Source organism: Leptolyngbya sp. BL0902 (assembly GCF_016403105.1).
Lineage (GTDB): Bacteria > Cyanobacteriota > Cyanobacteriia > Phormidesmidales > Phormidesmidaceae > Nodosilinea.
Genome location: NZ_CP046155.1, coordinates 2,077,084 through 2,103,372 on the forward strand (window position 1 = coordinate 2,077,084; position 26,289 = coordinate 2,103,372).

Sequence of the window (26,289 nt, forward strand, 5' to 3'; positions counted from 1 at the left end):
GGCCAGCCATCGGGGTCAACGAGCCGCAACGGATACCTGAACCGACTCAAACTGGGAAAGGTAATGATCAATGCGCTGGCGGGTTTGGTCGGCGGTGAGGGATTGCGTCCAGTATTCCACCATGGCATGGCCAAAGGCCCAGGCGGCTTTGTCGGGGTGGGTGTTGTGCTCTAGCAGCAGCGGCCAGAGGGAGAGTAAATCAAGCTGAACACCAGGGGGCGCAACGACTTTATAGAGGTCGTAGGCGAGCTGGAGCTTACCAATCACCACAGGTAGCTGCTCGATGGGAATTTGTTCTGCCAACAGGTAGGCCAGGGTTGGGGTTCCGGTGGTGAGGGTGGCCAAAAATTGCAGAATTGGGCTCTTGAGGAAGGCCGCAAGCCCCTGGGTGGTGCTCATTTGCAGGCGGTAGCGGTCAATGATTCGGGCGGCGGCGATAACCTTGGAGTCTCGATCTCGCAGAAATCGGGCTAGGCGAAGTTCCTGGGTGGGGTCGATCTGCTCCAGCAGGGTAACGGCCAAAGCTTCGGCATTCCAGGCCAATCGGCCATTGGCGGGGTCGTAGGTGACGAGGGGCAAAACCCGATCACACAGGTCGCCCAGTTGAGTTTGGCGATATTGGGTAGCTTCTCGGATCGCGATTTCCTTAGGCCGATTGCCCCACTGCCAGTCGTAGGGAGGCTCCCACTCCCGCAAAGGCCGCAGCCGATCCACCTGGGTAACAATGGCAATGGTGCCCAGGTCGGGCACGGCTTCCCGCATGTCTTGGAGTAGGTCGGCATCCATTTGCAGAGCCGGATCCAGGGCTGGAGTAACCAGCAGCAGCAAATCCGATTGATGGGCACAATCCAGCAGTGCTTCGCGATAGTCCTCTCGCTCCGCCTGTTCATAGCCAGGAGAATCCCACAGCGTCAGAGTTTCGCCGCTGTCGGTCTGCCAGTGGTAGGTGCGGATGGCGTCGGTGCTGGGTAGCACATCCACCTCGGCCAGATTCGCCTCAAACAGGGTGTTGATAACGCTGCTTTTTCCGGCCCCGGTGCGCCCCACCAGCAGCAAATTCAGGGGCTTTTCTGCCAGAGTATCAGCGGGTTCCGCCTGATCAAGAATGTCCCGCAGGGTTTGGGTTTTGATCTGGGGCAGCGCTGAAGCCTTATCCGCAGGTAGGGGCATATCGGGCAACTGTCCCCCGTAAAGCAGCACCGCCTGCCGATAGAGGTTACGCAGGGCCGCTTCCCGCAGCAGACTATTGAGGTTGCCTAAGAGTTGCTGATTGGCCACGGCACTGGCAGGTTGGCTAACGGTGCGGGCGGCGGCGGCGGCAGGATTGAGGAACCACTGTGCCCATCCCCAGGCTTGCCATAATTTTCCAGCTACGGGCTCCAGTTTGCGGTAGACCTCATAGCCCTGTACCGCTTGTCCCACTGTCACCTGGCCCAGCACCGGGGAGAGTTGATCCATCCAGCGATCCATTTCGTCCACGGTGCCCCGCAGCAGGCCGTAGGCATCGGGCACATAGATGTTCAAGAGGGGATATTTGACCTCTGGGTAATAGGCATTAGCCACCGCCGTCACTACCTCCCGGCAGCGCTCCCCAAAGGGATTCCAGTCCTCCCAAACGGGCGGATCGGCTTGGGCCTGTGCCAAAATCTTCTCTAACGCCGCCTCAGCCTCGGATCCGATGGCCGTATTGGGGGTTACCGCCTCCACCGCTGCCTCTAAATCCTGTTCCGCCTGCTTCAGAGCCTCAGCTATAGGTTGTCGTAACGGCTTCAGCCAGCGAGCCAGCAGCCACCGCCAGCCGACTAATACGACTGCTACGATAGCCCAGATCCAGTTAATCCCCCAGGCGTGAATTTGTGCCCCCGCCGCTGCCACCACAAACCCCACAATGCTCAAGGGGGGCAGGGCCAACACAATCCATTGCCAGGGCTGAAGCTTAATCATGATGGGGAGAATCCGTCTACTGTGCCTACTATAGCCCTCCCCGGCTGGGCCATAAAACGCAAAACAGCCACAGCTTAGCTGCGACTGTCTGGGTTAAAGTACGTTACCAATGATTTTGGAAATCCCTAGGGAAAAGACTTAGTAGGCTAGGGTCTCTAGGGTTTCGCGCAGGTAGCGGCGCACCAGGTAGTCCAGGGAAACGTTGTCCGCTTCACCTTTTGAGAGTTCACCTTTCCAACTCCGAAAGCCTGAACTGCTGGCAATCGCAGAACGTAGGCTGCTCCAAATTTGGGCGTGATCAGAAAGGGCGCGGGAGTCCGCAGAACGAGATACTGCCATAGCTGCCTCAACAACGTTTTAGGTCAATCAACAAAACAAACTTGAACACTGCACCGATAGAAGGTAAGGTCGGCGTCAGGGTGATACCGCTGAACTTTGACCCGTTGGCGCAAGGGCTATAGGTTTAAGATAGCGCAAGTTTCTTGGGGGTCATTGTGCTTGGGGCCACAATTCGGCCCTTAAACCGCCAAAATTCAAAGCTAAAATCAGGACGGATCGGATATCCGCACCACAGCCACTTCAACGGTCTGTTCCTTGGCTGACTCCACCGAGGCTTCCCAATTGGGGTCTTGTTCCCAGTCGTGGGTGGTCTGATCCCATCCGTCATTGCCGTGATCCCAGTCTTCAGAAGATTGAGATTCGGCCTGGGGTTCGGACACTGAAACCTCAGCGATACTTTCAACAGTCTCAACCGTCTCTTCAGCCGCTACTTCAACGATGGTGTCGTTGCTTTCGAGGTCAATTTCTTCAACCGCTTCAACGGGAAGGTCGTTAACTTCGAGGTCAGTCACTTCGCCAGACACTTCGACCGTAATTTCGTTGGTTTTGATGCCAATTTCTTCAACCACTTCAACGGGAAGGTCATTAACTTCGAGATTGTCAGCGTCTTCGACCGTCGCCTCAACGGTTGTAAGGTCGTTAGTCGCGTTGTCGCCACTGAACGAATCTGCGCCGTCAAGACGATCCATAGCGTCGTTCAGGGAAATGGTGGCGGACTCGGCGACCTCTAGGGTGACTGGTTCTGGGCTTTCAGGCAACGCCTCATCGTTAGCCGCTAACTCGGTTGAGGGCTGGAGTGAATCGGCCCACACTTGAGCTTCATCCATTTCGGGCTCGAAGGCTGTAGCATCCGGCCCTGGAGAGAACGTGATCTCTGGGGTGTCAATTGCAACCTTAGCCAATGCCGTCTCAGCCAACTCTACTTCAACGAGTTCTGGGCCGACAGCAGGTTCTAAATCAACAATTTCTTCTAAATCAACAGCGCCTGACTCTTGTGCCACAAGCGCTTGCTCAACGCTGGCCTCCACCGCAGACACCGCACCCTCAGGCGGCAGCACTTCCGGCAACAGGCGCTTTAAGGGAATTCCCACCTGGGTAAAGTTGGCTTTGACCTGATCTAAAGAATAGGGAGTGGTGCGTTTAAAGCGCTTCTCAGAGGTAGCCATGACGGCCAGAACGCTGACAGGCACCTGGAGAAACAGGTTAGCTAGGGCGAAGGATCCCGCCGCCACCGCCAGTCCGCCAAAATGTCCCAAGGAGGCGAAGGGCGTAATGTCTGCCGCCACCACAGCCCTAGGGTAGATTTCCCACAGCAGCCAGACCAGCAAGATCGGAGACACGATGGCCAGACTACGCACCCACCACTGCTGGAAGATCGTCAGCATCCGCCTCTGATCGTCGCTAAGAGCAGTCGGTTTTAGGGTGAGCGCCAGCAAACTGAAAATATAGAAGGGTCGCCTAAGCTGCATCCACAGCGCCGGGGAAACCCCCAGCAACGCCAGCAGCGCCAGTTCAAGACCGGGCCACTGGGGCGAACCCACCGCTAAACCCAGCATCGAGATTGCCAGCCACAGAGGAACCGTGGCGAGGCCAGCCAGGTGTACCCAAAGGTACGGGTCGTAGCGGTGGGTAGCCATAGGGTTAGGTCATTGCTAGGGTACGTCGCTTCGTCACCATGCGGAAGGCGTCGATGATGTCGCCCTCCTTCCAGTCGCTGAAGCTGTCGATGCCGATACCGCACTCGAAGCCTGCCGCAACGTCTTTGGTGTCTTCCTTCATCCGTTTGAGGGAGTCGAGCTTGCCCGTGTAGACAACCTCGCCACCGCGCACCACCCGCAGGTTGCAGTTGCGCGTTACCTTGCCCGACAGCACATAGCAGCCTGCCACAGCGCCCTTGCGTACTGGGAAGACGGCCCGCACTTCCACCTGGCCGAGGGTTTCCTCCACCATTTCGGGATCGAGCAAGCCTTCCATGGCCCCTTGGATGTCGTCCAGCAGGTTGTAGATCACCTCGTAGTCTCGCACATCCACGCCCAGACGATCCGCCGACTGACGGGCACCGGGGGCGAGGGTGGTGTTGAAGCCGACAATCACCGCGCCACTGGCAGCCGCGAGATCCACGTCGGTTTCGCTGATTTCGCCCGGAGCGGCCAGCAGCACCCGAATCTGCACCTCGTTCTGGGGCAACTGTTGCAGGGCGGCGAGGATAGCCTCGATGGAACCCTGCACGTCGGCCTTCAGCAACAGGTTGAGATCCTTCAGATCCCCTTCCTGGACTTGGGCTGAGATGGTGTTCAGCGTCACCCGGCGAGAGGCCATCGCCTGCTGGAGGCGAGACATCCGCTGCTCAGACATCCGCTTGTCGGCCACTGCCCGCGCCGTTTTCTCATCGGGGTAGACCTCGAACTCGTCCCCAGCGGCGGGGACATCGTTCAGACCCAGCACCTCCACCGCAAAGGAGGGCGTGGCCTTGTCTACCCGCTGGAGTCGGTCGTCGAGCATCGCCCGCACCTTACCCAGCACGGGGCCAGCCACCAGGGAATCGCCCACCTTCAGAGTGCCGTTTTGCACCAGTAGGGTAGCCACAGGGCCACGGGCCTTGTCGAGGTTGGCCTCGATGACAGTACCCCGTGCCCGACGGTCAGGGTTGGCCTGGAGGTCTTCCACCTCGGCCACCAGCACAATCATTTCCAGCAGGGTATCCAGGTTTTCGCCAGAGAGGGCGCTGACGGGCACCATGATGGTGTCGCCGCCCCATTCTTCGGGCACCAGGCTGTGCTCCATGAGCTCCTGCTTCACCCGGTCGGGGTTGGCGGTTTCCTTGTCCACCTTGTTGATGGCGACAATCAGCGGCACCTCAGCGGCCTTGGCGTGGCTGATAGCCTCAATGGTTTGAGGCCGTACCCCGTCATCAGCGGCCACCACCAGAATGGCGATGTCGGTGACACGGGTACCCCGCGCCCGCATGGCGGTGAAGGCTTCGTGACCCGGCGTATCCAAGAAGACAATCTGGTGAGACTGTCCGGCGTGCTCCACATCCACGTGGTACGCCCCGATGTGCTGGGTGATTCCCCCCGCCTCGCCCTGAGCCACCTTGGTTTTGCGGATGGAGTCGAGCAGGGTGGTTTTCCCATGGTCTACGTGGCCCATAATCGTCACCACCGGAGGCCGACGCTGGAGGCTTTCCAGATCTGCCGCGTCGAGCATTTCCGTGACCTTCTTAGCCTCAGACTGAGCGGCTTCGGTTTCAACCACCACCTCAAACTCCTCGGCCACCATCTTGGCGGTTTCAATATCAAGGGTTTGGTTGATGTTGGCGGCGATGCCCTTGAAGAACAGGGACTTGATCAACTCGGTGTCGGGCACCATGATCATCTCGGCCAGCTCATGCACCGTCAGCCCTTCGGTGAGCACGATCAGTTCAGGCCGCTCCTGCTTGGGAGCCGATTCCCGCCGATCCCGTCGTCCACGACCGCCACCACTGCTGCTGTCGCGGTGCTGGGGGCGATGGCTCTTCACCGTGGGGGTGGAGGGCTTGCCGCTGCCAGCGCTCTTGGGCTTGGGCGGACGAGCCAAAGACATACTGAGGTTCATGGCCTCGGTGTCTTGCTCTTCACCGTCTAGCTCATCGGCCAGGGCATCGAGATCTTCGTCTTCGTCCTCTAGGACGGCCTGACCCCGGCGCTTGGTCTTGCTGACCTTGCCCGCCTTTTCGCGCATTTCCATTTCATCGTCTTCGTCCTCCCGTTCCTTGCGCTTGTGGCGCGGGGGTGAAGGCCGACGCAGGCGGCTTTCTAGATCTAGAGGATCCACACCGATGACGGAAATAGAGTCGTCGCCGCCCTCTTCTTTACCCTTCGCGGCGGTTTCCTTGGCCGGGGTCGGGGGCGCATCAGGACGACGCAGTTTGGGCTTAGGCTTCAGACGGGGGACGTTAACATTTTCGTCCTCGTCCATCTCGCGAATGGGAATGGTAGGCCGTACCGCAGGCTCTTCGCCATCCCGAGCCTCGGCCCGCTTAATGACGGGGCGAACAGGGCGGGGCGCATCTCCAGTCTTGGCGCTAGGCGGTGCCCCAGCGGCAGCGACAGCACCCCGGCTGGGAGGGCCAGCCAGCTTGGGTCGAGGTGCTACCGCCGCCACCTCAACGGTTTCCGTAGGCTCTGGACGATAGTCATCATTACTGGGGGGGGCCGAAACCGCCGCCGCTGGACGGTTGGGTGCAACGACTGGACGGGGCTTACGATCCTCCATTAAACCGCCGTCTTTAGCGCCTGGGCTAACGGGACGGCTGGGCTTATCAACGATATCGGCAGCAGGACGAGTCGGCTTACTCGGTGCTGCCCCGTCATTGGCTCCCCCATTCCCAGGGCCACCCTCAGCGGGCCGTTCTGGTTTGGGCGTCACACGGTGGCGACGGATTTCTAAAATCTGCTGTTTTTGCTCTGGTCGGCTGCTGCTCTTAACTAGGTTAGGGCGAGGACGATTTGGGCGAGCGGCACCACCGCTTTGGCGCGTTTTCTGAGCTTCTGAGCGAATTTGCTCTGCCTGTGAGTCATCAAGGGTGCTGCTATGACTTTTCGCGGCAATGTCAAGGCGATCACAGATCGCCAAAATATCCTTATTCTCCAAATTCAGTTCCTTAGACAATTCATAAATTCTGACTTTGCCGTTGTTCATCCAGTTCTCCCTACGCTAGTCAAGAAAATTAGTTCATAAAGCCAACCTGCTTCGTCCAACACAACGACATCAAAACCATTCTGACGCATACGTTAGCCTAGCAAGGCATTGTAAACCAAAGCTAGATACTCTCTGAGCCATCTAATCTAGTTTACAGATTTATCGGATGGGATGGGCAAGCTTTCCCGTCCGGTGGTAGGTTTCTAGGCTGCGGATGTCCCCCTTCCCAGTGTAGTCAAGGCCCAAGCGCCTAGGCGGCGGCGCTTTTGGGTGAGGCTAGTCAGGCAAGATAGACCAGCTTTTTCCCAGTATGCCCAGTGGGGCATGATTTCCCTATCCTAGCTTAGGAAGCTAACGGCTCGGCAGCTTGGATGCCAAGGGGCTGACGCCAGCCTCTAGGCGCTGCCAAAGCTGGGGCCAAAGACTATCGGGAATGGGCGCTTTGAGGGCGCGACCAAGACGGTTTTTGCGCTGGGCAATCCGCAGACAGTCGGCCTGGGGGCACAGGTAGGCAGATCGCCCCATACCCTGATCGAGGCAGACGGTGGTGGAATGAGCCAGACGCACCACTCGCCAGAACTCAGCCTTGGGGGCAACGCGCCGACAACTGACGCAGCGCCTATCGTTGGGAGCCATAGGGTAAAAGCGCAGTCCGATGAACAACTTACCCCACGATAGCAGCTATCCTTCAGCCCCCAGCCCCCACGGGCTACTCCCTGTCCATCAGTCACTGATATTGATGCCGCGTAGATCTACGGAACCGTAGCGCCACGGGAAAAGGGAATCGAACGGGAGATGCCCTAGGGCTAGCCCAAACTCAGGTGCCGTGGGCTGGGCTAGGGCTATTCCTCCTCCGTTGCGGCGGATTCTAAGTCTAGGTCTTCCGCCTCGTCTGTGGGAGCGATGGGTTCGGGCTCAGCGGGTTCCACGTCCTCCTCCTCTTTGAGGAATCCGGCTTCCAGTTCGGCCTCCACTTCTTCGGCGGCGGCGGCAATGGCGGCCATCTTGGCTTCGCGGGCGGCTTGGGCGGCTTTGGCCTTGGCTTCGGCTTCGGCAGCTTTGGCCTGGGCTTCGGCTTCGGCGGCTTCACGGGCGGCTTGCAGTTCCGCTAGTTTTTGATCTTCGGCGGCATAGTCATACTTGCCCGCGTCCTTGATGTCGATTTTCCACCCGGTCAGGCGGGCCGCAAGGCGGACGTTTTGCCCCTCTTTGCCAATGGCGAGGCTGAGCTGATCTTCGGGCACCAGCACATGGGCCTGCCGCTCGTCGGGGTTAACCAGGCGCACCTCATCCACCCGGGCAGGGCTGAGGGCGTTGGAAATGTAGGTGGCAGGGTCGGGCGACCAGCGGATCACGTCGATTTTTTCGCCGCGCAGTTCGTTCACCACCACCTGAATCCGCGATCCCCGTGCGCCAATGCAGGCCCCGACCGGATCCACGTCTCGCTCTAGGGTATCCACGGCAATTTTGGTGCGGGGGCCAACGGAGCGGGAGGGCGGGTTGGCTTCGCGGGCCACGGCCACAATGCGGACGATTTCGTCTTCGATTTCCGGCACTTCGTTGGTGAACAGTTCCACCACCAGGGCCGCATCGGCACGGGAGACCAACAACTGCGGCCCCCGGTGAGACCCCTCAGACACTTTTTTGAGGGCAACCCGGAAGGTGGCGTTGGCCCGGTAGTTGTCGTTGGGCAGTTGATCCCGCTTCAGCAGTTCCGCCTCCACTTCCGGCTGACCCACGCCGCTACTCACGGCCATAATCACCGACTGCCGCTCAAACCGCAGCACCCGCGCATTCAGAATCGCTCCTTCGAGATCCTGAAACTCCTCCTGAATCAGCTTACGCTGCTGATCCCGCAACTTCTGGGCCAGAACCTGCTTGGTTTGAATCGCTGCCATGCGGCCAAAGTCACCCTGATCGGGCGTGACATCCAGCACCACCGTATCCCCGGCCTGGGCTTCGGGAGCCACTTCCCGCACTTCGTCCAGGGCGATCTGGTGATCCTGGCTGGTCACTTCCTCGACGATGGTTTTGGTGGCCAACACCCGGAACCCCTGTTCGCCGTAGTCATCCACATCCAGTTCAATATCGAAATTGTCAAAATACTCTTCATCGAAGTGGAGGCCCATTTGCTGGGTGCGGCGGTAGCGTTCGTAGCCCTTCAGCAGCGCCTCGCGTAGGGCATTTTCTACAGCGTGTTTGGGCAGATTCTTTTCTCGACTAATGGTGTCGATCATCTCCTGCAAATTGGGCAGATTAACCAGAGACATAGACAATTACCTTTCAACAGTGTGAGTTTGAAATACATGGGAAGGCCGAGGGTAGGCCCACGGAAGACCGCTATTCGGGGCTGCTAATCAGGGCTTTCGTTACTCAGTTCCACAGCGGTCACGTTCTCGCGGGGCAGGGTGATGGGTTTGCCCCGTTGGCTAATCACCACAGCGGCATCGTCCCGGTGCAGGAGTTGACCCACCCAGGTTTGCTTGCCCCGGTAGGGTTCTGCCAGCCGCACTTCCACCATGAACCCCTTGAATACGATAAAGTCCCGGTCGGTGGAGAGGTCGGAGGACACCCCAGGACTCGACACCTCCAGCACGTAGGCATCGGGAATCAGATCGGAGCCATCGAGGACTTCTTCGAGGGCTTGGCTCATTTTTTCGCAGTCCTCTAGGCCCGTATCTTCGTTCTCCAGGCTGCGGATATCAATCCGTAGAACCGGGGGAGACTGGTTAGTTTGAAAGACTGCCTCCACCACTTCCAGTCCCAGTTGTTCGGCAACGGGGGCAGCAAGGGCAAGCACCTGGGGGATGATGGGGTGAGTCATGGCGAAGAGCGGCGGGGCGAAGGAAGAACTGGTATCTAGGGCGGGATTGCCGTGAACCAGAGGCCCACGGACAATAAAAAAGTGGGCGTTGACCCACCTCCCTAGACCCTAAGACTAAAGGAACCCAAGCCCGAAGACTTGAGTGCTTCTATTCTAACCAACTTTGGCCCTATTCGGACTCCATGCGGTTGAGGAGTTGATACACAAAGAGTTGCCGTAGGGCAGCGGCCTCTAGGTTGGGCTGGTTCGCTCTGGCCTGAAGTTCGGCAGAGTAGTAAACCAGCCCAGCGGTGGTCAGCAGCAGAATCACGATATTCCGCAGAATGAGGTAGCAGGGAAGACAACGATTTTTCATCATGATGAGAAAACCCCGATGCCGTGTTAGCGTGTGGCGACGTAACGGCTATAGCTCTATCTTAACCGTTCGCCAAGACCGTGCTGATGGGCATTATACGGTCAATAAGATCGCGCCTTAGCCTCTCCTCAGGGGTTCTTCACCCATGGACAGGAAGGACTCTGGAAAAAGTGCGCTTACCACGGCTGAGGCTAAACATTCACTTTGCCAAAGCGGCGTTCTCGCCCTTGGTAGGCGATGAGGGCTTGGTGAAATTCAGTGAGGTCAAAGTCGGGCCAGAGAGTGTCGGTGACGTAGATTTCGGCGTAGGCCAACTGCCACAACAAAAAGTTACTGATGCGCATTTCGCCACTGGTGCGGATGAGCAGGTCGGGATCGCGTAAGCCCGCTGTGTAGAGCTGCTGGCTGAACCGATCCTCGGAAATGTCGTCGGGCTGAAGTTCTCCCCGCTGTACCTGGGCCGCAAGACGGCGGCAGGCTTCAACAATTTCCTGGCGTCCACCATAGTTGGTGGCCACTGTGAACTCAATGCCCTGATTATCCTGGGTTTTAGCCATGGCCTGCTCAATTTCCGCTTGGAGGGAGGCGGGCAGAGCGGTGAGATTCCCCACAAAGCGAATCCGCACATTTTCCGCCATCATTTCCATGAGTTCTTGGCGCAGCACCCGTTCAAACAGGGTCATCAAGAAGTCCACTTCCTCTAGGGGCCGACCCCAGTTTTCTGTGGAAAAGGCGTAGGCCGTGAGGGCACCAATGCCCCAATCCCGACAGACCCGCAGCAGGGTTTTGAGGGTATCTACCCCGCGTCGATGGCCCATGATGCGGGGCAGTCCCCGGCGTTTGGCCCAGCGTCCGTTACCGTCCATAATCACCGCCACATGGTGGGGTAGGCGGTCGGGGTTGAGATCGGTGGGGCGGACGTAGGGCGCGAAGGGCTTGGGGGTCATTTTTTCTCTCGAGGAGACGACGATGCCGGACGAAATAAGCGGAGAAGCAAAGCGAGGGCCTGACTACTGAGCCGCCGCCCCAGGGTGCGAAGCTGGGGAGCTACGGCCTCACGATCCCCCGTTTTGGAGAACTTGGCGTTGAGGATGCTCCGCAGGCGGCTGCTCGTCAAGGGCCGATCTAGGATACCGCCCTCTGCCAAGGAAATCGAGCCTGTTTCCTCAGACACCACCACACACACACAATGTTCAACCCGTTCGGTGATGCCCATAGCGGCCCGGTGGCGAGTGCCCAACTGCCGCGAGGCCACCCGCTCGGAAATAGGCAAAATCACCCCGGCGGCGAGGATGCGCGATCCCCGAATCAGCATCGCCCCATCGTGGAGCAGGGTGGTGGTTTGAAAAATGGTCTGAATCAGTTCCTTGGATACCTCGGCATTCATCCGCACCCCAGGCACCGAAAAGTCTCGCTCGTCGATGGGCTTATCCACCTCCAGAATTAACAGCGCCCCCGTCCGATTTTGGGACAGTTCCTTCACCGCGTCCACAATTTCATCGATGACGCTGTCTGGCTGGGCCATGGTTTCCTTCGGCGGACTCAGCAGCTCCCACAGTCGGCCCTGCCCCAGCAGTTCTAACAGCCGCCGAAACTCCGCCTGGAGAATAAACGCCATGGCCACCGCCGAGCCAATTACCAGCTTATCCAGCACAAACCCCAGCAGCGTTAGCCCCAGGAATTTGCTCAGTGCTGCCGCCAGCATCAGAAAGATCAGCCCCCGCACCATCCACAGGGTACGCCGCTCGCCAATCACCACCAGCACCACATAGCTGAGGGCTAACACCAGCGCAATATCGAGGGCCTGGAGCGCAAACCTGACCCGGTCTAGGTTGGTTAGCCATTGCTCCCAGGGATAGTTCATGCCGTGTTAGAAGGAGGTGCCTTGCGGATAGTGCGGCGCGTCGAAGGTGGATCGAGAAATGCGAGGCTAGCCGCCGAAACGTCAAAGGAACCTTGGAGATTGGCGGCTTATGGAGGCTGAACGAATCTAGGGCTGAGCGGCCTTGAGGGCGAGGGACTCCGGTAGACAGTCCTGACGTAGGAGATCCTGAAGAGTTTCCCGCCGCAGAATTAGACGGGCTTCGCCATCCCCAACGAGAACCGCCGCTGGTCGGGGCACTCGGTTGTAGTTCGACGCCATGCTGTAATTGTAGGCACCCGTGGCCGCAACGGTGATCACATCGTCGGTGCGCAGGGTAGGCAGGGGCGCGTCTTTGATCAAGATATCCCCCGATTCGCAGTGCTTCCCGGCTAGGGTGATGGTTTCGCTGAGGGGAGCCGACATGCGGTTGGCCACCAGGGCGCGATAGACCGATTGGTAGGTGATGGGGCGCGGATTGTCGGACATGCCCCCATCCACGGCGGCGTAGGTGCGAATACCGGGGACTTCCTTTTGGCTACCCACCCGATAGGCCGTCACACAGGCACTTCCCACCAGGGAACGGCCCGGTTCGCACAGCAGCCGGGGCAGGGGCAGACCTTGGGATTTACAGGCGGCAACCACGCTGTCGCAGACGGTTTTCACCCAGGTTTCGATGCTCGGTGGGTCATCGGATTCGGTGTAGCGAATGCCCAGACCGCCCCCCACGTCCAGTTCCGTCAAGGTGAGGCCGTAGCGCTGGGCCGTCACAATCCACTGGGCCATCACGCCGCCGAGATCGGTGTGGGGGTTGAGTTCAAAAATTTGAGAGCCAATGTGGGCATGGACGCCGAGGCAGTTCAACTGGGGCTGTCCGGCCAGGAATTGGAACACCGATTCAATTTGGTCGGGATCAAAGCCAAACTTACTATCCAGGTGTCCGGTGCGGATGTATTCGTGGGTGTGGCACTCGATGCCGGGGGTAATCCGCAGCAGAATGGGCACGGTTTTGCCCTGCTGGGTAGCCAGTTCGCCCAGGGTTTTCAGTTCGTACCAGTTATCGACAACGATGCGGCACCCGGCATCCAGGGCCAGGGTCAGCTCGTCCACAGACTTATTGTTGCCGTGGAAATAGATTGTGTCAGGATTCACCCCAGCTTCGGTGGCGGTGAACAGTTCCCCCGCCGAAACCACGTCGATCCCCAGCCCTTCGGATGCCACAATGGCGCACACCGCGAGGCAGTTCCAAGCCTTGGAGGCATAGAGCACCAGGGCTTCGCCGGGATAGTACTGCTCGAACCCTTGGCGATACTGGCGGCAAGCCGCACGCAGGCTGTGGTCATCCAATATATAGAGAGGTGAGCCAAACTGCTCCACCAAATCCACCACGTCGCAGCCGCCCACAGTCAAATGATCCGCATCATTCACGGCAGCGGTGAGGGGCAGCAGGTTTTGGTTGGGTGAAGGCGAAGGCGAATCGGACAGGTAGCGGCGGCTGCTCTGGGTGCCAGCGTTGGTCGGAGGAGAGGTGAGTACCATGGAAAAAATCAGAGAAAATCTGCCGTAGAGGAATGTCTAGTAATGTCTATGCCCGGTCTGCCCTAGGGGGTTGGGTGCCAGGGCTAGGCTCTCGCCCTAGGCCGAAACCATAGACGGCCCACAATTCAGCCGCCGTTCGGGCATCCCATAGACCAGTGTACAATCAAGGACTGTGTCGATTCCCTGTGCCATGGGGCAAATTTTCTGCACTACCCCCACCCCCGATCACATCCCGGCCCTGGTTGATTTCGATCAACAGGTGCTAGGGGGGCTATGGAGTGCCGACGGCTATCAACGGGAAATGGCCAGCCCCAATAGCTGCCTGCGGGCGCTTAGCTTCTCGAATTTAGGGGCCAGCGCTGCCATCAAAGACGACTCCAAGGTCAACTATCCCGACCTGTTGGGAGTGGGTTGCTACTGGGCCATTTTGGACGAAGCCCACATCACCCTGCTCGGCATCCTACCCACCCACCAGCGGCAGGGGCTAGGGCGGTGGCTGTTGCTCCATCTACTAGAGGACGCCTGCGACCGGGAGATGAGCCGCGCCACCCTAGAGGTACGGATTTCCAACCAGCGGGCCATTGATCTCTACGAAAGCCTGGGTTTTAGCGCCTTGGGCCAGCGCAAACGCTACTACCATGACGGGGAAGATGCCCTAGTTCTCTGGCAAAATTCCCTAAAAACCGCTGCATTTCAGGAGAATTTGCGTTCCAGACGCATCGCCACCGAGGCCCGATTAGCCCAGCAGGGAATACAGATTATGACCCCAAAAAATGTAGCCAACCGAACCTAAAACCGAACCATTCCGGTTGCGAAAATTAATATTTTCTTCCAAAGCCAAGGATTGATCGGCCTTGATCCCGAGGTCATTTTAGGGATCGTGGGGATCCCATCCCCCATTGGCAAAATCAATGGTTTGATGGGCCACAAACCACAAAAATCGCTGTGCTAGAATTTCCCTATCCGGCACGCACCAGGTGATTAATACCATCATGTTTGAACGCTTCACAGAAAAAGCTATTAAAGTCATCATGCTGGCTCAGGAGGAGGCACGTCGGCTTGGCCACAACTTTGTGGGCACCGAACAAATCCTGCTGGGGCTGATTGGGGAAGGCACGGGCGTGGCCGCCAAGGTCTTAAAGTCCATGGGCGTCAATCTCAAAGATGCCCGTATCGAGGTCGAGAAGATCATTGGTCGCGGTTCTGGCTTTGTGGCCGTCGAAATCCCCTTCACCCCCCGCGCCAAGCGGGTGCTTGAACTCTCCCTGGAAGAGGCTCGTCAACTCGGCCATAACTACATTGGCACCGAGCACCTGCTCCTGGGTCTGATCCGCGAAGGCGAGGGGGTCGCGGCCCGCGTGCTCGAAAACTTAGGCGTTGACCTCTCAAAGGTGCGAACCCAAGTGATTCGGATGCTGGGGGAAACCGCCGAGGTTTCTGCTGGAAGCAGCGGTGGGCGCACCAAAACCCCCACCCTGGACGAATTTGGCTCCAACCTGACCCAGATGGCCACCGACGGCAAGCTGGATCCGGTGGTGGGTCGGCAAAAGGAAATCGAGCGGGTGATTCAAATCCTCGGTCGGCGCACCAAAAACAACCCGGTGCTGATTGGCGAACCCGGTGTGGGTAAAACCGCCATCGCCGAGGGCTTGGCCCAGCGCATCGGCAACGGCGACGTGCCAGACATCCTGGAAGATCGCCGCGTGGTGACGCTGGATATTGGTCTGCTGGTGGCGGGCACCAAGTACCGAGGCGAGTTTGAAGAACGCCTGAAGAAAATCATGGATGAGATCCGCACCGCCGGAAACGTCATCCTGGTCATCGACGAAGTCCACACCCTAATTGGGGCCGGGGCTGCGGAAGGCGCGATTGATGCCGCCAACATCCTCAAGCCTGCCCTGGCGCGGGGTGAACTCCAGTGCATTGGGGCCACCACGTTGGACGAGTACCGCAAGCACATCGAGCGGGATGCTGCTCTGGAACGCCGCTTCCAGCCCGTCATGGTGGGTGAGCCCAGTGTCGATGAAACCATCGAAATTCTCCACGGTCTGCGGGATCGCTACGAGAAGCACCACAAGCTGAAAATCTCCGACGAAGCCCTGGAAGCAGCGGCTAAACTCTCGGATCGCTATATTTCCGACCGCTTCCTGCCCGACAAGGCCATCGACCTGATCGACGAAGCCGGATCCCGTGTGCGCCTGATCAACTCCCAGCTTCCCCCCGAAGCCAAGGAGAAGGATCGGGAACTGCGCCAGGTGCTGAAGGACAAGGACAACGCCGTCCGTTCCCAGGACTTCGATAAGGCCGGGGAACTGCGGGATCGCGAAATGGAGCTGAAGGCCGAAATCCGCGCCATTGCCCAAAACAAAGCCACCGAAGACGCCGAGGGCGAAGACCAACCCGTCGTTGGCGAAGAGGACATCGCCCACATCGTCGCCTCCTGGACGGGGGTTCCGGTGAACAAGCTAACCGAGTCCGAGTCCGAGAAGCTGCTGCACATGGAAGATACCCTGCACCAGCGCTTGATTGGTCAGGATGAAGCGGTGAAGGCGATTTCCCGCGCCATCCGTCGGGCCCGGGTGGGCCTCAAGAACCCCAACCGTCCCATCGCCAGCTTCGTCTTCTCTGGCCCCACCGGGGTCGGTAAGACGGAATTGGCCAAGTCCCTGGCCTCCTACTTCTTCGGATCCGAAGAGGCGATGATCCGGCTGGATATGTCCGAATTCATGGAGCGGCACACCGTTTCCAAGCTGATCGGCTCTCCTCCGGGCTATGTGGGCTACAACGAAGGCGGTCAGCTCACCGAAGCCGTCCGTCGTCGGCCCTACACCGTGGTGCTGTTCGATGAAATCGAAAAAGCCCACCCCGACGTCTTCAACATGCTGCTGCAAATCCTGGAAGACGGTCGCCTCACCGATGCCAAGGGCCGCACGGTGGACTTCAAGAACACCCTGCTGATTATGACCTCCAACATCGGCTCTAAGGTGATCGAGAAGGGTGGCGGCGGCCTCGGCTTCGAGTTCGAGCAGGATCAGGCCGAATCCCAATACAACCGGATTCGCTCTTTGGTGAACGAGGAACTGAAGCAGTACTTCCGCCCAGAGTTCCTCAACCGTTTGGACGAAATCATCGTCTTCCGTCAGCTCACCAAGGACGAGGTGAAGCAAATCTCCGACATCCTGCTGAAGGAAGTATTCAACCGTCTGACCGAGAAGAACATCAACCTGCAAGTCACCGAGCGCTTCAAGGAGCGTCTGGTGGAAGAGGGCTACAACCCCAGCTACGGGGCACGGCCCCTGCGTCGGGCCATCATGCGCCTGCTGGAGGACACCCTGGCCGAGGAAATTCTCTCCGGTCGCTTGGGCGATGGCGACACCGCCACCGTCGATGTAGACGACAGCGGCAAGGTAACAATTCAGTCCGAGCATCGGCGTGAGCTGATCTCCGCTGAGAGCTAACCGCTGGCCCTCACCCCAACCCCTCTCCCACAGGGAGAGGGGAGCCGGAAGTCCTTCAAAGTTCCTCCCCCACATTGGGAGAGGGACTTAGGGCAAGGTCTGTAGAGATTCCGTGAGCTACATCAGTCGCTGATTCGGATCGACGGTTCATCAAGATCGGTTACTCAAGGGGAGGGCTACTTTGGCCTTCCCCTTTTACATTTCACAAGGTCATGGCCTTCACGCGCTATAATCGCGATGTTTTGACTGATACCAAAGTTAACCCCCCAACCGATTGAGGAGGCTATGGGCACCGCAGCAGCGTCGGAACCCACCATTTTGATTCTGGGTACCAGCGAGGGGCAAACTCGCCAGATGGGCCTTGACCTTCAGGAGGCAGGCTATCATCCGGTGATGGCCCATAGCCGTAAGGAGGGTCTTGCCTTGGCCACAGACATCAGCCCCGCCCTGATTGTGGTAGATCGGCTGCTGGGGAACGAGTCTGGGCTGTCGGCCTGCCAAGCCCTGCGAAAACAGGGCATCAAAACGCCCATCGTGCTGCTAATGGTGAAGGAGAACCTGGAAGATCGGGTGGCCTGCCTGGAGTGTGGGGCCGATGATTACTTCCTCAAGCCCTACCGTGCCGATGCTTTCCTCAAAATTGTGCAGCTTTACCTCAAATCCAGTCCGGCGGAGGTGGAAAGCCTGCGCTTCGGCGAACTCACCTTGGACTTGGTCAACCGCCACGCCAGCCGCAATGGTCGTGTGATCGAACTCACCATGAAAGAGTTTGACCTCTTGAAGTACCTGATGGAACATCCCCGCGAAGTTCTCCATCGGGAGCAAATTTTAGAAAACGTTTGGGGTTACGACTTCGTGGGCGAATCTAACGTGATTGAGGTTTATATTCGCTATTTGCGCCTAAAAATTGACGGTGAAGACGAAAAACGCCTGATTCAAACCGTGCGCGGCGTCGGCTATGTGCTCCGCGAAAGCTAGTTTCTCCCTGTCTACTTTTCTTTCTATAATCTGCGTCCCGGTGGTGCCATGGTTTTCCGATTCTTGTCAACCTGCTCGCGATGGCGTACTGGCCTGTGGTCGGGCTGTTGCGCGGTGCTGCTGGCCGCTAGCGTCGGCTGCACGAACCCCCAAACCATAGCTCCCACACCGACAGATACTAGCCCAGGGTCGGACAATCCTGCCCTCAGCAGCCCACCTCACAACAGCTTGGAACTTGAGGCTGACGACACACCCACAGAGCCCGACGACACCGCTAGCAATGCCACAACCAACCTAGGTCAACAGTTGCCCATTACCGCCAAAACAACTCTGGGCGGTAAAGAGATCTTCCTAGAGGTAGCTGCAACTCCGGCCCAGCAAGCCCTAGGACTGATGTACCGCGATGCCCTACCCGACGACCGAGGCATGGTATTTCCGATGAATCCCCCCCGTCCGGTACGCTTTTGGATGATGAACGTGCCCGTAGCCCTGGATATGGTGTTTGTCTACCAAGGCCAAATTCAGTATATCGCTGCTGAGGTGCCCCCCTGTATCGCCGATCCCTGCCCCACCTATGGCCCCGACAATCAACTGATCGACCACGTGATTGAACTCCGAGCCGGACGTGCCGCCGAACTAGGCTTGCAGGTAGGTGATGCTGTCGAGATTCTTCCCATTGATTAGACGGATTAAAGGGGTTGACTCAACGGGTCATAGCTAGGTAGGGAACAGACACTTTATGCTAAATCCTGATTGTTCACCCCTGATTGAAAAACCGACCTTGCTCAGGCTGAGCCTGTTGTTGGCGTAGCCTTCTCAATGGGGGAAGCTTCAATTTATATAGGGGATTCCGACTCAGCTTTAGTGTTACACCAACAGACAAAGCAAGGGCCAAAAAACTATCTAGAGCAGCACTGAATTGGCCTAAAGCGTTGACCTGGATAGACTCGGCTTATTTCCGACAAGCTATCAAACTTGTCTTGGGCCGCATCGGTGGTGGAATAGCGGAAACACATGGTACTTTAGGGCTAATTCTCTGACTCTAGAGCTTGCATCAACGTAGTAAGTAAGTGAACAGAATTAAACATAGCGATGGAGGTAAGCTGAAGAGCCACCCATCGAGATTGTTCCAGCGATGTCAACACCTCCTCTGCGAGTTGAACTGAGTGCGGAGGAAGACCTCACCCTGCAAGAGTTGCGAGTGGCATCTGACGTGCCTCAACGCACCAAAGACCGGGCTGAAGCACTGAGGTTAAGCCATCGGGGATGGACGCCAGCCCAAATTGCTGAATATTTGGGTTGGCAAGTCGCCACAACCCGCAGGGCGATTCATCGTTGGCAGCGGGAGGGGCTCTATGGGTTGTGGGATAGTCCTCGCCCAGGTCGTCCGTCGCCATGTACCCCAGCCGTGATGAGTGCATTAGAGCAGCATCTATTGACAGAGGAGGGCACCGTTAATAGTCGTCAACGACGAGACATGAGCTATGGCTTAGTCGTCGGCAGCCTCACGAGTGCCACTTACATCCGATTCATGAATTGGCAAGCCACCCGCGCCCAACGGCTATTTCAGCGTACCGGTATTGCCACGGTGATTGTCCAGGATAATGCCTCGATCCATACCAGCAAGGCGGTGCAAGAGCGGATGCCCATCTGGCAGCCTCAAGGTCTAGATTTCTTTCAACTGCCCCCATACTGTTCGCAGATGTAGCTTGCTTCCCGCAGGGTATCCGATTGAGACCGAATGGCATCAACTCAAAGCCCATGAGATGCGAGGTGCGATGTTTGAAGACACCTATGACTTAGCGATGGGTGTGATGACTGGATTGAACCGTCGCGGAGCCCAAGCAGGCTACACACTCAAACGCTTTAGTTTTGCCTCAAATCGTCAAGCCAATCCTAAATTCCTCATGGTCTAGCAGGACTACGTTTATTTAGGGCCATCTACTTACCAACTCGCTGCATTCACATAACCCACTGAATAACCAACAGGAGAAAACCCATGCTGGGCTTTGATCGGATTACCTTTGATCCAAAAATTATGGCTGGGCAAGCCTGTATTCGTGGAATGCGGGTTCCAGTTTCCTTAGTGTTGAACCTAGTCACCAATGGTCAGACCGTAGAGGCCATTATTGAAGACTATCCCTACCTAGAACTTGAAGATATTCAGTAATCTTTGCAGTATGCCGCTTGGCTGGCCTCTGACCGAATTTATTGGGCTGAGGGTGCCTAATGAGATTTCTAGCTGATATGGGTATTTTACCCTGCACTACATCTCACCCTAGCCTAAAAATATCCCAGAGTTCTGACGTGGTTGGCGATGAATATTGGCATCGCTCCACTTGGAACCCTGGGATATGGCGTGACCCAAGACGCTGGGTTAGACAGTGGTGATGTCCTTTTCTTTGATGGCTAGGAGATCATCCAGCTTAGCGATGTATTTATCGGTGAGCTTTTGGATTTCGTCCTGATAGTCGCGGGATTCGTCTTCAGAAATCTCGCTGGCTTTCTCTAGCTTTTTGATGCCGTCGATGCCGTTGCGGCGCTGGTTGCGGATGGAGACCCGGCCTTCTTCAGCGATTTTGTTGGCGGTTTTAACAAATTCCTGCCGCCGCTCGGTGGTGAGGGGGGGAATATTCAGCCGAATCACCTTGCCGTCGTTGTTGGGGGTGAGGCCCACGTCAGACATGGAAATCGCCCGTTCGATGGCGGTTAGAGTGCTGCCGTCGTAGGGCTGAATCATCAGGGTGCTGGCGTCGGGGATGGAGATGTTGGACATCTGCTTGAGGGGGGTGGCCACGCCGTAATATTCCACTTCAATCCGGTCTAGCAGGGAGGCATTGGCCCGCCCGGTGCGGATGGTGTTGAAGTTGCGCTGGGTGGCCTCGGTGGCCTTCTGCATTTGGTCTTCAATTTCAAGCAAAATATCGTCAGCTGACATCACAAGCCTCTCCTACAATCGTGCCAATGGGTTCACCCGTTAGCGCCCGTTTAATGTTACCAGGCACTGACAGGTCAAATACCATGATAGGGATGTTGTTGTCCTTGCACAGGGCAATGGCGGTGCTATCCATCACCTTGAGGTCGTGCTGGAGCACATGGCCATAGGTGAGGGTGCGATAACGTTTCGCCTCCGGGTTAATTTTAGGATCAGCGTCGTAAACACCGTCAACCTTGGTGGCCTTGAACACCACTTCGGCGTTGATTTCGGCGGCGCGGAGGGCGGCGGTGGTGTCGGTGGTAAAGAAGGGATTGCCGGAACCCGCCCCAAAAATAACCACCCGGTTTTTCTCCAGGTGGCGAATGGCGCGGCGGCGAATGTAGGGTTCGGCCACTTCCTGCATGGCGATGGCCGTTTGGACGCGGGTGGGCACGCCCTTGCGTTCGAGGGAATCTTGCAGGGTCATGGCGTTCATCACCGTGGCGATCATGCCGATGTAGTCCGCCGTGGCCCGATCCATCCCCGCCGCCGAACCCATGATGCCGCGAAAGATGTTGCCTGCGCCCACCACAATGGCGATTTCAATGCCCTCTTCCACCACCTCGGCAATTTCAGCAGTGATGGCTTCTACCACGTTGGGGTCAATGCCGTAGGCGAGATCGCCCATCAGGGCTTCGCCGCTCAGTTTGAGTAAGACTCGCTTATAGGGATTCGTCATAGGAGGTCGGTGTAGGTGAGGTTCGTGAGGTCTAGAAAGTCCCACACCACTATACCGAGTGCTAGGGTCAGTGACTCACAAACCCCAAAGCAAAACCCTCATCTTTCCAGTTCCCAGCTTCCGATTCCCGCTTCCTGACTTCTGACTCCCTATATTCCCTATTCCCCACTGCCAACTCCCCTAAAGATTTCATGGAACTTCCCAGGCTCCGGCCAAAATCAAGCTAGGCTACCTACAGCTTTGCAGGGCCAGCCCTCCCGTGGCCGCCGCTGCCATTCGGTCTATATCTCTGGGGTGCATCCATGACTGAGCCAACCATTTCCATCCTGCCGGACAAAACGGCCCTCGTGCAGTATGCCCTAGGGCGTTCGGTAGACATCATTCAGCAGGCCATTGCCGACCACGGCTATTGCACCCTGGCGCTGGCGGGGGGCAGCACCCCCAAACCCCTCTACGAAGGATTAGCCCAGCAGGATTTGCCCTGGGACAAGCTCTACATTTTTTGGGGCGATGAGCGCTATGTGCCTGTGGATCATCCCGATAGCAACGCAGGCATGGCGAAGCAGGCTTGGTTAGACCAGGTGCCCATTCCGGCGGATCACATCCACATCACCCCCACCGCCGAGGGCGATCCGGCCCAGTCGGCCCAGGGCTATGAGGATATGCTTAAAGCGGCGTTTGCCCCGTTGCAACCCCTGTCTGGGGCGGGCTTTCCTCGGTTTGACCTGATCTGGCTGGGCATGGGCGACGATGGCCACACCGCGTCCCTGTTTCCCCACACAGCGGCCCTAGAGGAGGCAGAACGCTGGATTACTGTGGGCGACAAGGACGGCGAACCTCGGATTACCTTCACGGCCTCGCTGATTAACCACAGCCGTCGGGTGATGGTGGTGGCGGCGGGGGCCAGCAAGCAGCCTGCCCTGGCCCAGGTGTTTTCGGCCACGGCAGCGGACGCCGACTACCCCATTCGCCTGGTGCGGCCCACCGGAACCCTAGAGTGGCTCCTAGATGCCGAGGCTGTGGGTAATTTGGCCTTGCCAGACGCGCAGCGCATCACCCCCTAGGGGCTGGGGGCACCGCCGGGGAATGAACCTTTTTATCTTTTCTGCCCTCGGTTGCAGTCACAGTGCGCGAAGTTCTGAAGACTCCCCTATGATTAGTGTCTATAAGCTAGAATCTCAAGCCAGTTAATGTGATTACCCTTTCCCTGCTCCATCCCCTGCATAAAACCCCGGTACAGCACTGGCCTTTTGACCAGGAAACCGTGATCCGGGTGGGTCGATCTAGCGATAACAATGTGATTCTCTACAGTGCGGTGGTGTCGCGGCACCACGTGGAAATTCTTCGTACCGAAAATGGCTGGCGCATCAAAAACATTGGCACCAATGGCACCTATGTGGACGGCAAGCGCATCGACGAAATTCCCGTGGAGGATGGAATCATCATTCGGCTAGCCCGATCTGGCCCCAACATCCAAATCCACACCACCCCCGAAAAGCGCGACCCGCTGAAGGAACTGCTCAACAGTCGGCGACGGGAGGACAGCCACAGCCCCGACGATCTCCATCCCATCCCCACCGCCCTCGATGCCGACGATATGCCCCACCAGGCAACCCTGATTGGCGAGGACAAAGACGGCCTCACCCCCTAGTGTTCTCTCCGGCACTGGAAAGATCGGTGTCGATAGCCGTTCCCTGTTCCCCGTTTGCTCCTGGCGAGGTGCCCATGGTGAGAAGCGATCAAATCTACGTGATGCGCCCCCTAGCAAGTATTCAGGGGGTCTACCAACACCACGGCATCGACTGCGGCGATGGCACCGTTATCCACTACCGCAAACTGGGAGACGACGCCCAAATCGAGCGCACCAGCCTAGAGATGTTTTCTTGGGGCAACCCCATTCGGCGGGTGTATCACGCCGCGATGGATCCCGAAGATGTAGTGATGCAACGGGCCGAAAGTCGCCTTGGAGAACGCCAGTATGATTTGTTCTTCAACAACTGCGAACACTTTGCCACCTGGTGCAAAATAGGCCGTTCCGAAAGCGCCCAACTTGCCGCCTTTGGCCTTGATCGAGACCGGGTAGCAAGCCCTCTATTTCATCGCTGGGCCGAACGCACCAGCCAACACCAAACCCCAGAACAGGCGCTCATTCTGTTCCATAGGGCCATGGGCGACATTGCCGTGGCCTACCAATCCGCCCTCACCCAGCAGCAGACCCTTCAGCAAGAGATGGATACCTGGCAAAAGGTGGCCGAACGGGCCTTATCTCAACAGCGCGAAGACCTCGCTAGAGCCGCCCTCCATCGCAAAGTCACGGCCCAGCGCCAAGTGGATGACCTCACCCAACAACTGCGCGACTTGGTGGGGGTAGAACTATCGCTTCAGCAAAGCCGGGAGATGGCTGAGGGGAGAGGCTTGTAGGGAAACCGGGAAGCAGCGCCTGCATGGGGGTGCGGTTGAGCCGTGGGGAAGGCAAGCGGCTTAGCTGAGGATTGAAGGCCGAACTGGGTTGCCTCACAATCCGAAAAATTCGCCCTATCATGGTTTCCCGGTGCGCCTAGGCCCAGATGGGGCCGTTGCCACCGTTGCTGAGACGAGTTGGGGGGGGTGAAGCGCTTGATTTTTCCTAGGATGCGGCGCTGGTGGTGGGTGATGGTGCTGGCGGCGGTGGTCGTCTCGGTTCAGGGTTGGGGCTTCCGTCCGGCCTTGGCGCAATTACCTAATCCGCTGGGAGGAGCTGGGGGCAATGGCCCACCCCTGGGGGTGCAGCGCATTGGGGTGCTGGAGGCAACAACCGTTGTGCTAGACGGCAACAATCTGTTTGACATTGCCTCTCCGGTGGTGTTTAACCGCAGTGAACCGGGGGAACTGGTACCCGTAGAGGTGCGGGCGCGGCAGATTGAAACCCACCTCAACCAAGTGGTGAGCCAAACCCTGCAATACCTCAGCTTGAATCCAGAGATGGGAATGCCGGAAGCAGACATTCGGGCGCTGATTCAGGTCAATATTCAGGAAATGAACAAGCTGCCCGTGCTGTTTGCCACCGTGGGCAATCTGCCCGACCCCAGGGGCCTGCTAACGGTGATTGATAGCGATGCCCAGTACCACGGCCTAGCCAAGATGGAACTGGCGGCCATCTGGCAGGAAATTTTGGAAGAAAGCCTGCAAGATGCCCTGGTCAGTCGGTTGCCCGGTGCCCTGCAAATGCGGCTGCGGCGGACGGGGGTGATTGGGCTGGTGGCCCTATTGATCACCCTGGCCCTGGCAGGCATTTGGCAGGCGTTGGGCTGGCGCAAGCGTGATTTGGAACAACGCAAGGCCGACGAAGTCAGCGGTCTGGCTCCACCGATGCCGTCCGGTCAGATCTCAGTAGCAGCGTCTCCTGGGCCACGGTCTCGCCCTGTTCCCTGGCCCCACGCCCTTTCGGTGGATCATCGGCTGCAACTGGTGGCCTTTCTGCGCTGGCTGATGTTTTGGGGCATGGCCTTTGTGTGGATTATGGCCCTCGCCAGTGTGCTGTACCAGTTTCCCCAAACCCGCCGCTATGCCTCTGGGCTGTTTTCCACCCCGGCCCTGCTGCTGCTGACTTGGTTTGTGGTGGGGTTGCTCAATCGCCTCGCTAACCTTGCCATTGACCGCATTGCTAGCGCCTGGGAAAAGAACGAACTGGGCAGCGTGGAAAATATCCAGCAAAAGTCGATGCGAATTTCCACCATTACCCGCGCCGCCAAGGGGTTTAAGACCACGGTGATCTACATCCTGGCGCTGCTGTGGGTGTTGCAGGTGCTGCGGCTGGCCCCGGCCTCGCTGCTGGCGGTGGGGGCGTTGGCGGCTTTGGCTCTGTCCTTTGCGGCCCAAAATTTGGTGAAGGACTTGGTGAACGGCTTTCTGATTTTGATGGAGGATCAGTACGCCATTGGCGACCTGGTTTCCACGGGCCAGGTGACGGGCATTGTGGAAAACCTCAACCTGCGGATTACCCAAATTCGCGGCGAAGATGGCCGCTTGGTGACGCTGCCCAACAGCCTCATCTCCCAGGTAGAAAACCTCAGCCGCACTTGGTCGCGGGCCACCCTCAAAATTGATGTGGCCTACGGCACCGATGTGGATCACGCCCTGGCGGTGGTGCGCCAAACCGCGCAGAAAATGGGCCAAGACCCCACCTGGGGCTACGCCATCCTCGACGCCACCGAAATGCTGGGGGTCGAAGCCATGTCCCATGCGGGGCTCACCCTGCTGCTGTGGATCCGTACCCGTCCGCTGAAGCAATTTTTGGTAGCCCGCGAGTTCCGCCGCCGCCTACGAATTGCCTTTGAACAGGAAGGCATCGCCATCGGCGTCCCGCAGCAGGTGTGGCGGGGCGATCACCCGCTGGAGCCCCTCACCGATGCAAGCAGGGCGGACTCCTGGGAACGATCCCCACGCCCTGCGGGGCCAGATAGACCCTAGGAAGAGCCCATCACGGTTTGGTGCGTTAACCAACGGCAACTGTCTCGGTTTTGGCAAACTGAGCTAATATCTAAGCCGATTTAGGTCATTGCTGGGGCGAATGTCCCCCGATGTCATCCCCAATGCCGCCTTGGGCGTGTTCCGAGGCAGCACGGATGAATTCGGGGAGGATTTTCAGCGGCCTAGGGATCTTTAGCGGATGTGGG

The 26,289-nt window shown here is 58.0% G+C and carries 24 protein-coding genes; 11 read left to right on the forward strand and 13 right to left on the reverse strand.

Annotated elements, in window-relative coordinates; genetic code table 11:
• Positions 1-15: 15 nt before the first annotated feature.
• From GFS31_RS09210 to lysA, 11 genes are all read right to left on the reverse strand, one after another.
• Positions 16-1,944 (reverse strand): GTPase family protein, encoded by a 1,929-nt coding sequence (locus GFS31_RS09210; RefSeq protein WP_198807869.1) that lies wholly within the window; start codon positions 1,942-1,944, stop codon positions 16-18.
• 138 nt (positions 1,945-2,082) lie between these two features.
• Positions 2,083-2,283: a hypothetical protein gene (locus tag GFS31_RS09215; RefSeq protein ID WP_198807870.1), complete on the reverse strand. Its 201-nt coding sequence runs from the start codon at positions 2,281-2,283 to the stop codon at positions 2,083-2,085.
• A gap of 206 nt (positions 2,284-2,489) precedes the next feature.
• A complete protein-coding gene (locus tag GFS31_RS09220; RefSeq protein ID WP_198807871.1) occupies positions 2,490-3,920 on the reverse strand; it encodes a low-complexity tail membrane protein in 1,431 nt (476 codons plus the stop codon).
• A 4-nt stretch (positions 3,921-3,924) separates the two neighbouring features.
• Positions 3,925-6,963, reverse strand: coding sequence for a translation initiation factor IF-2 (infB, locus tag GFS31_RS09225; RefSeq protein WP_198807872.1), 3,039 nt, complete (start codon positions 6,961-6,963; stop codon positions 3,925-3,927).
• A 351-nt stretch (positions 6,964-7,314) separates the two neighbouring features.
• Complete coding sequence (locus GFS31_RS09230; RefSeq protein ID WP_198807873.1) at positions 7,315-7,599, reverse strand: YlxR family protein; 285 nt, start codon at positions 7,597-7,599, stop codon at positions 7,315-7,317.
• Positions 7,600-7,805: 206 nt separating this feature from the next.
• Entirely contained in the window at positions 7,806-9,233 is a 1,428-nt protein-coding gene (nusA, locus tag GFS31_RS09235; protein ID WP_198807874.1) for a transcription termination factor NusA, read from the reverse strand.
• A gap of 83 nt (positions 9,234-9,316) precedes the next feature.
• A complete protein-coding gene (rimP, locus tag GFS31_RS09240) occupies positions 9,317-9,787 on the reverse strand; it encodes a ribosome maturation factor RimP (protein ID WP_198807875.1) in 471 nt (156 codons plus the stop codon).
• Positions 9,788-9,956: 169 nt separating this feature from the next.
• The gene (locus GFS31_RS09245; protein WP_198807876.1) at positions 9,957-10,145 is read right to left on the reverse strand and encodes a hypothetical protein; all 189 of its coding nucleotides are present in this window, start codon (positions 10,143-10,145) and stop codon (positions 9,957-9,959) included.
• A 188-nt stretch (positions 10,146-10,333) separates the two neighbouring features.
• Entirely contained in the window at positions 10,334-11,089 is a 756-nt protein-coding gene (locus GFS31_RS09250; protein WP_198807877.1) for an isoprenyl transferase, read from the reverse strand.
• Entirely contained in the window at positions 11,086-12,006 is a 921-nt protein-coding gene (gene cdaA / locus GFS31_RS09255) for a diadenylate cyclase CdaA (RefSeq protein WP_198807878.1), read from the reverse strand. The genes GFS31_RS09250 and cdaA overlap by 4 nt, the downstream gene beginning before the upstream one ends.
• 126 nt (positions 12,007-12,132) lie before the next feature.
• Positions 12,133-13,542: a diaminopimelate decarboxylase gene (lysA, locus tag GFS31_RS09260; RefSeq protein ID WP_198807879.1), complete on the reverse strand. Its 1,410-nt coding sequence runs from the start codon at positions 13,540-13,542 to the stop codon at positions 12,133-12,135.
• 190 nt (positions 13,543-13,732) lie between these two features.
• Here lysA and GFS31_RS09265 point away from each other — a divergent pair, with 190 nt between their 5' ends.
• From GFS31_RS09265 to GFS31_RS09295, 7 genes are all read left to right on the forward strand, one after another.
• Positions 13,733-14,335, forward strand: coding sequence for a GNAT family N-acetyltransferase (locus GFS31_RS09265; RefSeq protein WP_198807880.1), 603 nt, complete (start codon positions 13,733-13,735; stop codon positions 14,333-14,335).
• Between the two features lie 199 nt (positions 14,336-14,534).
• Positions 14,535-17,000: an ATP-dependent Clp protease ATP-binding subunit gene (locus tag GFS31_RS09270; protein ID WP_198808130.1), complete on the forward strand. Its 2,466-nt coding sequence runs from the start codon at positions 14,535-14,537 to the stop codon at positions 16,998-17,000.
• A gap of 285 nt (positions 17,001-17,285) precedes the next feature.
• Complete coding sequence (gene nblR / locus GFS31_RS09275; RefSeq protein WP_198807881.1) at positions 17,286-17,978, forward strand: response regulator transcription factor NblR; 693 nt, start codon at positions 17,286-17,288, stop codon at positions 17,976-17,978.
• A 48-nt stretch (positions 17,979-18,026) separates the two neighbouring features.
• Positions 18,027-18,662 carry a DUF192 domain-containing protein gene (locus GFS31_RS09280; RefSeq protein WP_198807882.1) on the forward strand — a complete coding sequence of 212 codons (636 nt, stop codon included), beginning with the start codon at positions 18,027-18,029 and terminating at the stop codon, positions 18,660-18,662.
• Between the two features lie 451 nt (positions 18,663-19,113).
• A complete protein-coding gene (locus GFS31_RS09285) occupies positions 19,114-19,686 on the forward strand; it encodes a helix-turn-helix domain-containing protein (protein WP_198807883.1) in 573 nt (190 codons plus the stop codon).
• A gap of 70 nt (positions 19,687-19,756) precedes the next feature.
• Entirely contained in the window at positions 19,757-19,894 is a 138-nt protein-coding gene (locus GFS31_RS09290; protein WP_198807884.1) for a hypothetical protein, read from the forward strand.
• Positions 19,895-19,977: 83 nt separating this feature from the next.
• Positions 19,978-20,148 carry a DUF433 domain-containing protein gene (locus GFS31_RS09295; protein ID WP_198807885.1) on the forward strand — a complete coding sequence of 57 codons (171 nt, stop codon included), beginning with the start codon at positions 19,978-19,980 and terminating at the stop codon, positions 20,146-20,148.
• A 207-nt stretch (positions 20,149-20,355) separates the two neighbouring features.
• Here GFS31_RS09295 and frr read toward each other — a convergent pair whose 3' ends face one another.
• Both frr and pyrH read right to left on the reverse strand, forming a co-directional pair.
• Positions 20,356-20,916, reverse strand: a complete 561-nt coding sequence (gene frr, locus GFS31_RS09300; protein WP_198807886.1) for a ribosome recycling factor — start codon at positions 20,914-20,916, stop codon at positions 20,356-20,358.
• Complete coding sequence (pyrH, locus tag GFS31_RS09305; protein ID WP_198807887.1) at positions 20,906-21,634, reverse strand: UMP kinase; 729 nt, start codon at positions 21,632-21,634, stop codon at positions 20,906-20,908. The genes frr and pyrH overlap by 11 nt, the downstream gene beginning before the upstream one ends.
• 302 nt (positions 21,635-21,936) lie before the next feature.
• Here pyrH and pgl point away from each other — a divergent pair, with 302 nt between their 5' ends.
• The 4 genes from pgl (at position 21,937) to GFS31_RS09325 (ending at position 26,083) form a co-directional block, all read left to right on the forward strand.
• The gene (pgl, locus tag GFS31_RS09310; RefSeq protein WP_198807888.1) at positions 21,937-22,698 is read left to right on the forward strand and encodes a 6-phosphogluconolactonase; all 762 of its coding nucleotides are present in this window, start codon (positions 21,937-21,939) and stop codon (positions 22,696-22,698) included.
• A 128-nt stretch (positions 22,699-22,826) separates the two neighbouring features.
• Positions 22,827-23,285 carry an FHA domain-containing protein gene (locus GFS31_RS09315; RefSeq protein ID WP_198807889.1) on the forward strand — a complete coding sequence of 153 codons (459 nt, stop codon included), beginning with the start codon at positions 22,827-22,829 and terminating at the stop codon, positions 23,283-23,285.
• A 74-nt stretch (positions 23,286-23,359) separates the two neighbouring features.
• The gene (locus GFS31_RS09320; RefSeq protein ID WP_198807890.1) at positions 23,360-24,055 is read left to right on the forward strand and encodes a lecithin retinol acyltransferase family protein; all 696 of its coding nucleotides are present in this window, start codon (positions 23,360-23,362) and stop codon (positions 24,053-24,055) included.
• Between the two features lie 186 nt (positions 24,056-24,241).
• Positions 24,242-26,083 carry a mechanosensitive ion channel family protein gene (locus GFS31_RS09325; protein WP_198807891.1) on the forward strand — a complete coding sequence of 614 codons (1,842 nt, stop codon included), beginning with the start codon at positions 24,242-24,244 and terminating at the stop codon, positions 26,081-26,083.
• Positions 26,084-26,289 lie beyond the last annotated feature (206 nt).